Annotated in this window: 2 protein-coding genes; both read right to left on the bottom strand. The window is 53.9% G+C overall.

Translation table 11 applies throughout. From position 1 onward, the window contains the following. The coding region (locus tag G9Q73_RS19070) for a TonB-dependent receptor plug domain-containing protein (protein WP_246345877.1) at positions 1-641 on the bottom strand (641 nt) is incomplete at its 3' end. 115 nt (positions 642-756) lie between these two features. Further along, positions 757-1,000, bottom strand: a 244-nt coding sequence (locus tag G9Q73_RS19065; RefSeq protein ID WP_177421547.1) for a zinc metallopeptidase, incomplete at its 5' end; no start/stop codon positions are given.

Below are 1,000 nucleotides of genomic sequence, written 5' to 3'. Positions count from 1 at the left end.
TAGTTGGCTGAAATCCTATAGGCGAAGTCCCCAATCGAGTCGGCATAACGGCCATAAATCTTGCGCGCATTGCCTTCGCCTATGATGGTTTTCAACATTGCGCCGGGACGATCAGCCGGGTGGTCGGTAATAATGTTGACAACGCCGGCAAATGAGTTGGAACCATAGGCGGCGGCATTGGGCCCCCGAATCACCTCGATACGCGCTATTTCGTCGACCTCGATCGGCATGTCGGCCCATGCAACACCACCAAAAGCCGGATCGTAAACCGATCGTCCATCGATCAGCACCTGCATGTCGCGAGCATACTGGTCGGCCAGGCCGTGATAGGTTGCAGTGGCCCTGGAGCCAGAATAGAAGCCCACTGCAAAACCCGGTACCAGTCGCAGCAGGTCAGGAATATTCCTGGAGCCGGAAGCACGAATTATCTCTTTGTCGATGATCGTCATTGCCGCGGGGGTATCGGCCAGGGATTGGGAGAGACGGGTTGCGGAGAGCACCACGGGCAGCTCTTCGAAAAAATAGTCTTCGGAGATTGGATCGGATTCAGCGGCGTTTCCAATCTGAAAGCAGATTGCAGGGAGCATCACGAGAGATGAGAGAAGCCGTCGATATCGTAACGGATGTCTTCGAAGTTGCATGGTTCTATTCGCTATTGTGTGGCAGGCGTCTCGGCCCTGTTTCTGATACGTCTGCTTCTTCCTATGAACCGACATTTCTCAACGGCTATCCTATCATCTCCTACAGATAGAAAGGTTATCGTCTCAACACCTGTATCCAGCGCCAAAAATTCAGCAGTCCGGCCAACGATGAGGCGACATAGGTGAGTGCGCAGGCCTTCAGTATCTGCTTGGCCTTTTTTTCCTGAGAGGCATCGATATATTTTCCCTGGGTGAGGATCGGCATTGCCTTGCCGAAACTGGCGTCCCACTCTACCGGCAGGGTGATAAGCTGGACGATGAGTCCGGTCCCCATGGTAGCGATCGCGGCCAACAACACT

It is taken from the genome of endosymbiont of Lamellibrachia barhami (assembly GCF_011947365.2).
Taxonomy (GTDB): Bacteria; Pseudomonadota; Gammaproteobacteria; order Chromatiales; family Chromatiaceae; genus QGON01.
The sequence above is the reverse complement of the archived record's forward strand: the minus strand, read 5'-3'. Positions and strand labels throughout refer to the sequence as shown.